Genomic DNA, 6,000 nt, shown 5'->3' with positions numbered 1-6,000 from the left:
GGCGGAGGCGGGCCTCGGAACCGTCGATGCGCACCGTGCAGTCCTTGAAGAGCCGCAACGGAGGCCGCCTGCCGACCCCGGCCGGGGAGCTGACGCGGGTCAGCGCACGCCGAGCAGGTCCACGACGAAGACGAGCGTCTCGCCCGGCGCGATGACGCCGCCGGCGCCCTGGCTGCCGTACCCGAGGTGCGGCGGGATGGTCAGCTTGCGCCGGCCGCCGACCCGCATGCCGACGACGCCCTGGTCCCAGCCGGCGATGACCCGACCGCCGCCGAGCGGGAACTCGAACGCGTCGCCCCGGTTCCACGACGCGTCGAACTCGCGACCCGTCGAGTGGGCCACGCCCACGTAGTGCACGGTGGCCCGCTGACCCCGCTGAGCCTCCGGGCCGTCGCCGACGGTGATGTCCTCGATGACGAGATCGGCGGGCGGCGCGCCCTCGATCGGGCCGATTTCGGGCTTGTCCATGCCGTACGCCTCCTGCTCGGTGGTGCGTCCACTGCGGTCCCGTCGATCCTGCCGGATCGCGATCCGCCGATCTCCATCGGTCCCTCCGTCGGCAGGCTGCCGGGCGGCCCGCCCACCGTCACCGCCGGGGCGGGCGGTGGCCCGGCCGGGCGTACGCGACGGCGGGCGTCACCTTCGGAAGGTGACGCCCGCCGGGTCCGTGCTGCCTGCCGGTCACCTCAGCCAGGGGAACCGCTGGACGATGGCCAGCCGCTTCCAGGCCCGCCCGAGGCCGAGGGTGTCGCCCGCACCGACCAGGGCGAGGACCGCCAGCACCGCGGCGTAGATGAGGTGGTCGTCCATGAAGGGGTTGTTCTCGGGGGGCAGGACGGCCGTCCACATCATCACCAGGAGCAGGCCACCGGCGGTGGCGGCGATCCGGGTGCCGACGCCGAGCAGCAGGGCCACGCCGATCGCGGCCAGGCCGACCATGAACAGCCAGTCCGCCCAGGCGGCGCCGGCGATGCCGTTGTAGAGGCCCTTGAACGGGCCGGCCGCGCCGAAGCTCAGGAAGCCCTTGGTGGGGCTGCCGCCGTTGATCCAGGCGTTCTTCGCGGCGGTCTCGTGGCCGAGGCCGAACATCTTGTCGAGGAAGGCCCACAAGAAGGTCCAGCCCAGGGCGAGCCGGATGCCGGCCAGGACGTACCGGGTGGCCCGCTCCCGGGTGGTCTCGGTCGTCCGGGTGGTCTCGGCCGCCGGGGCGGTGGTCCTGGCGGTGGTCCGCTCGATCGTCGCGGTCATGATGTCCACGTCCCTTCCTGTCCCTCGCACCGCGCGCTTCCCGGTGGCAGTTCCATTGGACATCCGTCACCCGTGGGCCCGTCAGGGCCGATGGGTCCGCTTCGGACCGGGACCTTCGACCCCGGTCCACCCGGTCCGTCGGCCGTCCCGGCCCCGGCCCACGGCCTCTGCCGGCCGCCCCCGCGCGCCGCGTAGCGTCGGGCGTGACGACGGCGGCAGGGAGGTCGTGATGAGGACCTGGCAGGTGGGCGACGTGATGACCGAGGACGTCGCGACGGTGGGGGAGCAGACCCCGTACCGGCAGATCGTGGACGTGCTCGTCCGTCGGGGCATCAGCGGCGTGCCGGTGGTCGACGGGTTCCGCCGGGTGCTGGGCGTGGTCTCCGAAACGGACCTGCTGCACAAGATCGAACGGGTCGGGCACCCGGACGAGCGGCGGGTCTTCGGGGGCCGCCGTCGCCGGGCGGCCCGGGAGAAGGCCGCCGCCCTGGTCGCCGGGGACCTGATGACCGCACCGGCGGTGACGACGTACCCGCAGGCGTCCCTGCCGGCCGCGGCGCGGCAGTTGGAGCGGGACGCGGTCCGGCGGCTGCCCGTCCTGGACGACCTCGGCCGGCTGGTCGGCATCGTCACCCGCGGTGACCTGCTGCGGGTACACCTGCGCACCGACGCCGAGATCCGTGAGGAGGTGGTGCGGGAGGTCCTGCGGAGGGTGCTTGCCGTGCGGGACGGGCTGGTGACCGTGCGGGTGCGCGACGGCGAGGTGACCCTGGACGGGCGGCTGGACCGGCGCAGCGCGGTCGACCTCGCCGGCCGGCTCGCCGCGCAGGTCGGCGGCGTCGTCCGCGTCGTCAACACCATCGCGTACGACGTCGACGACGACACTCTCGTCGAGCTCGCCGACGGCCAGGTCACCCCGGTGGCCTGACCGTCGGCCGCCCCGCCACGCCTACGGCTGCCCGGCGGGCACCTCGGCTGACTCCGGGGCCAGCCGGGCGACGGGCACGCCCTCCCGGGCGGCCCACCCGACGGCGTGCCGGACGTCGACCACGGGCAACGGCCGGCGGCTGGTCACGGTGACCGCCGCGTGCACCGCGAAGGCCACGAAGGGATAGGACCGGGCCAGGCCGCCGACCGCCTCGTGCACCTGACCGGCGACCGTCACCGCCTGCTCCTCGGTCAGGGCCGGCAGGATCAGCAGATACTCCTGGTCGGACAGGCGTACCGCCCGGTCCACCGGGCGCAGCGGGGCGGTCACCGCCCCGGTCACCGCCTGCGCCTCCCGGGCGGCGCTGCGGCGGCCGAAGCGCTCCGGCGCGCCCGCCGGCTCGTCGACCCGTAGGCCGATCAGCGCCAGCGGCAGCGTGCCCGAGGCGGTGACCCCGTCCGCGCCGGTCCACCGGCGCATCCCCGGTTCGTCCAGCAGCGGGGTCGATTCCACGACGGCCGTGCCGGTGCTGTGGTCCCGTCCGCCCGCCCCGCCCGGCCGGCGGGCCCGGGCCGCCCGCTCGGCGCGGGAGAACATCAGCCGCAACGCCGCCTCACCGCGCGCCTCGCCGGGCGTGGCGGGCAGGTCCCGGACCCGGGCCAGCGTCTCCTCCACGGCGAGCCGGACCGCGCCGGGGAGTCGGTCGGCGAGCCGGTCGCGCAGCCGGACGACCTCGTGCAGCGCCTCGTCCCGGCGAAACCCCCACCGCCCGTCGAAGAGCCGACCCGACTCCAGGGTGGCCGCCTGCTCGACCTCCGCCCGGTCGTACGCGACCAGGGCCGCGCCGAACCGGGGGGTCAGCGCCACCACGCTCCATTCCCGGGCCAGGTCCTCGGCCTCGTCCAGGGCCACCCCACACGCGCCGGCCGGCAGCGACTCGGGGCGCTGCCCGACCAGGCCCACCACGGTCGCCGCTGCCGAGGCCGCGATCCGCTCGTAGACCGCCCGCTCCCGGTCGAAGTAGGGCATCCGCTGGAAGAGCGCGATCACCACGAGCGGACCGTCCTCGGCGGTGGCCAGGGCGGCGCTCTCGATGGCGTGGGAGACAGCGACGAGGCTGCGCTTGGTCAGAAGTCCCGGAGCCCGTCCACTGTGCAGCACGCGCTGAGCCTAGAGAATCGGACCGTCGGCCGCATCCGTCGACCCCGGCCCGGCCCGGGGCCGGGAGCGTCCCCGCCGGGCTTCCGGTGACCCGGACCGGTGACCCGGCGCGGGCCGCACCGGCGAGGTGGACGTCCTGTTCGGCGTCCTACACTCGGGCCGTCGACGGCCCGACGGACGGAACAGGCGGATGACGCGCACCGGTAGTGATCACGGCTCCCTGCTGCGCCCGGTCGCGGCGTCGACCGGGCGGGCTCCGGTCCTCACCCGCGCCGGCCAGGTGGTGCACGGGGCCCGGCGGCTGGGGGAGCTGGTGCACGGCCGTCCGCCGGGCGTCACGGGCCACCAGTGGAACTCGGCCGGCCGGGAGGGCTTCGACCACGTGGTGTGTGCCGGCGACAGCGGACGGCCGCTGTTCGCCGTCGAGATCGGGCCGCCGGCCCCGGCCGGCTCCGCCGCGCAGCGCGCCGAGCGGATGAAGAACGCGGTCTGCGCGGCGGTCGGCCTGCCGGTGCTGCGGATCGCCTCGCCCACGTTGCGCGCCGCCGACCACGGCCGGCGGATCGTGGAGTACGTCATCGACGCCCGCGCCTATGCCGACGTCGTCCGGCCGGAGCCGGGGCAGGACGACCCGGGTGCGGCCACGCCCGTGGAGTTCCGGGAGATCGTCGGCCGGCTGCCGGACGGGCGCAGCGGCCACGTCAACGACCTTGGCGCTCTCGCCCGGGCGGCGGCCGTGGAGGCGTACGTGTCCCGCCGACTGGTCGACCCGATCGTCCGGGGCCTGCACGTGCGCTGGACCGACGGGCCGGTGGAGGGCTGGAGCTGGGTGGAGGTGCGTCCCGGCCGGTGCCTGGTGGAACGGGTCGAGGTCGTCCAGCAGCGCTTCTCCTGCGGCGTGGACGCGGGCCGGTTCGCCGAGGACCTGGCGGCGGTGGCGGTCGGCGAGCGGCTGCGCGACGTCGAGGAGGCCGCTCCGGAGTTGGTGGCGCGCGACGAGCTCGACCGGGACATCCTCCGGTTGCGGGAGCGCCGCGACGAGATGCGGGACGGGTTCGCCTTCGACCACCTCTGCGCGGGCTGACCGGCGCTTCCACCGGGGCGACCAGCTCTCTTCGGCTCTCCACAAATTTCCCGTATCCGGGTTGAACCCTGGCCGTCGCGGCTCCGTACTCCAGCCCGAATGGACACGGATCTCCCCGCCGCGCCGGCCGGCGCGACGACGATGAGGAAAGGGCATCGTCGGTCATCGACACGCGACCGGAACGTCGCAGTGATCCTCGCCGAGGCGTCCCACCCGAATTCATCGGTCCGACGGGGTCACGAGTCAACTACCGGATCGAGAAGGAGAACAATTCGATGCGCAGGTCCCCACGGGCGCGCCGGTCATCCGGTAACGCACGGAGCAAGCGGCTGCTGGCCGTTGTCGGCACGCTTGCGGTCTTCGGTGGAATCGTCGCCGTGACCCAGATCTCGTCCGCCGGGGACCGGCGGACGACCACCCGTGCCGCGGCGGCGTCGTGCGTGGCGCCCAGCCCCGGCGCGACCTCGAACATCGGCAGCAGCACGACCCAGACGTGGCAGAACGGCCGGTGGGTGCGCAACCACTGGGGTGACGGGCAGATGTCGGTCGCGGAGTGCCAGTCGCTCAAGGCCGGCGGCGCCGCCACGAACGCCAACACCAACGCCGCCCCGGCGGGCTCGACGATCGCCTGCCCCGACGTCGCCAGCAAGCTGCCCCCGGTCCCGGCCGCCGCCAAGGCCGAGGTGGACCGCAACCTCGACCTGCTCAAGACGCAGATCGACGAGGCGAACAAGCGGCTGGCCGCCGACGGCAAGAACGGCGGGCAGTTCATCCAGAACGCGATCCTCGGGCCGCTGGCCGACAAGCGCCGGGCGACCCTTGACCGCATCGCGATCGCCATCGGCCGGGTGGCGCAGCGGCCGCAGGGCCTCGACCAGCTCGCCACGTGCCAGCTCGCCGTCGGCGCCAACCCCAACGCCGGCAACAACAACGGCGGCCAGAACGGCAACAACGGCAACAACAACGGGGGCCAGAACAACGGCAACAACGGTGGGAACAACAACGGCAACGGCCTCGGCGTCCTCGCCAAGGACTGCGGCAACAGCCAGCTGCAACCGCACGACGGCTTCCAGAACGGCAACCGGTGCGTCAGCACCGCGTTCGGCGAGGTCGGCGCGGCGGCCAACAACCCGTCGCTGCTGATCACGCAGTTCCCCAACCAGGTCCAGCGCAACCAGGCGTTCCAGCTGCGGGTCACCACCCGCAACCTGGTCCGGGACCGGTTCCTGGCCGCAGGCCAGGGCGGCTACTACGTGGAGAGCTCCCTGCTCAACGGGCAGGGCCTGGTGCGGGGTCACTTCCACACGGCCTGCCGGATGCTGAACAGCACCCGTCAGCCCCCGAACCCGCAGGATGTGCCGGCGTTCTTCGTGGCCACCGAGGACGGTCGGGGCGGCTCGCAGCCGGACGACGTCATCATCCAGGTGCCGGGCCTGCCGCAGTCGGGCACCGCCCAGTGCTCGGTCTGGGCCGGTGACGGCTCGCACCGTATCCCGATGATGGAGCGGGCCAACCAGACGCCCGCGATCGACGTGGTGCGGATCCAGGTCAACTGACCCGACGGCCGCACCGCACGCAC

The 6,000-nt window shown here is 74.2% G+C and carries 6 protein-coding genes; 3 read left to right on the top strand and 3 right to left on the bottom strand.

Going from position 1 to position 6,000, the window contains the following annotated elements:
* Positions 1–99 precede the first annotated feature (99 nt).
* On the bottom strand, positions 100–468 hold the full coding sequence (locus ACFT41_RS20375) for an FKBP-type peptidyl-prolyl cis-trans isomerase (protein ID WP_377613950.1): 369 nt from the start codon (positions 466–468) through the stop codon (positions 100–102).
* A gap of 213 nt (positions 469–681) precedes the next feature.
* Complete coding sequence (locus tag ACFT41_RS20370; protein ID WP_377588525.1) at positions 682–1,257, bottom strand: hypothetical protein; 576 nt, start codon at positions 1,255–1,257, stop codon at positions 682–684.
* A 220-nt stretch (positions 1,258–1,477) separates the two neighbouring features.
* On the opposite strand from ACFT41_RS20370, the gene ACFT41_RS20365 reads away from it, so the two are divergent.
* Positions 1,478–2,176, top strand: coding sequence for a CBS domain-containing protein (locus ACFT41_RS20365; RefSeq protein WP_377588524.1), 699 nt, complete (start codon positions 1,478–1,480; stop codon positions 2,174–2,176).
* A gap of 21 nt (positions 2,177–2,197) precedes the next feature.
* Here the strand turns inward: ACFT41_RS20365 and ACFT41_RS20360 are convergent, their stop codons facing one another.
* Positions 2,198–3,337 (bottom strand): DICT sensory domain-containing protein, encoded by a 1,140-nt coding sequence (locus ACFT41_RS20360; RefSeq protein ID WP_377588523.1) that lies wholly within the window; start codon positions 3,335–3,337, stop codon positions 2,198–2,200.
* 190 nt (positions 3,338–3,527) lie between these two features.
* Here ACFT41_RS20360 and ACFT41_RS20355 point away from each other — a divergent pair, with 190 nt between their 5' ends.
* Entirely contained in the window at positions 3,528–4,421 is an 894-nt protein-coding gene (locus ACFT41_RS20355) for a DUF2726 domain-containing protein (protein WP_377588522.1), read from the top strand.
* 275 nt (positions 4,422–4,696) lie between these two features.
* Positions 4,697–5,977 (top strand): hypothetical protein, encoded by a 1,281-nt coding sequence (locus tag ACFT41_RS20350; protein WP_377588521.1) that lies wholly within the window; start codon positions 4,697–4,699, stop codon positions 5,975–5,977.
* Positions 5,978–6,000 lie beyond the last annotated feature (23 nt).

It is taken from the genome of Micromonospora sp. NPDC057141 (genome assembly GCF_042670805.1).
Classification (GTDB): domain Bacteria; phylum Actinomycetota; class Actinomycetes; order Mycobacteriales; family Micromonosporaceae; genus Micromonospora.
This window is presented reverse-complemented; position numbering and strand designations above follow the sequence as displayed.

Coding starts and splice junctions, on each gene's coding strand:
- ACFT41_RS20375 (WP_377613950.1), bottom strand. CDS start 468: ATGGACAAGCCCGAAATCGGCCCGATCGAGGGCGCGCCGCCCGCCGAT.
- ACFT41_RS20365 (WP_377588524.1), top strand. CDS start 1,478: ATGAGGACCTGGCAGGTGGGCGACGTGATGACCGAGGACGTCGCGACG.
- ACFT41_RS20355 (WP_377588522.1), top strand. CDS start 3,528: ATGACGCGCACCGGTAGTGATCACGGCTCCCTGCTGCGCCCGGTCGCG.
- ACFT41_RS20350 (WP_377588521.1), top strand. CDS start 4,697: ATGCGCAGGTCCCCACGGGCGCGCCGGTCATCCGGTAACGCACGGAGC.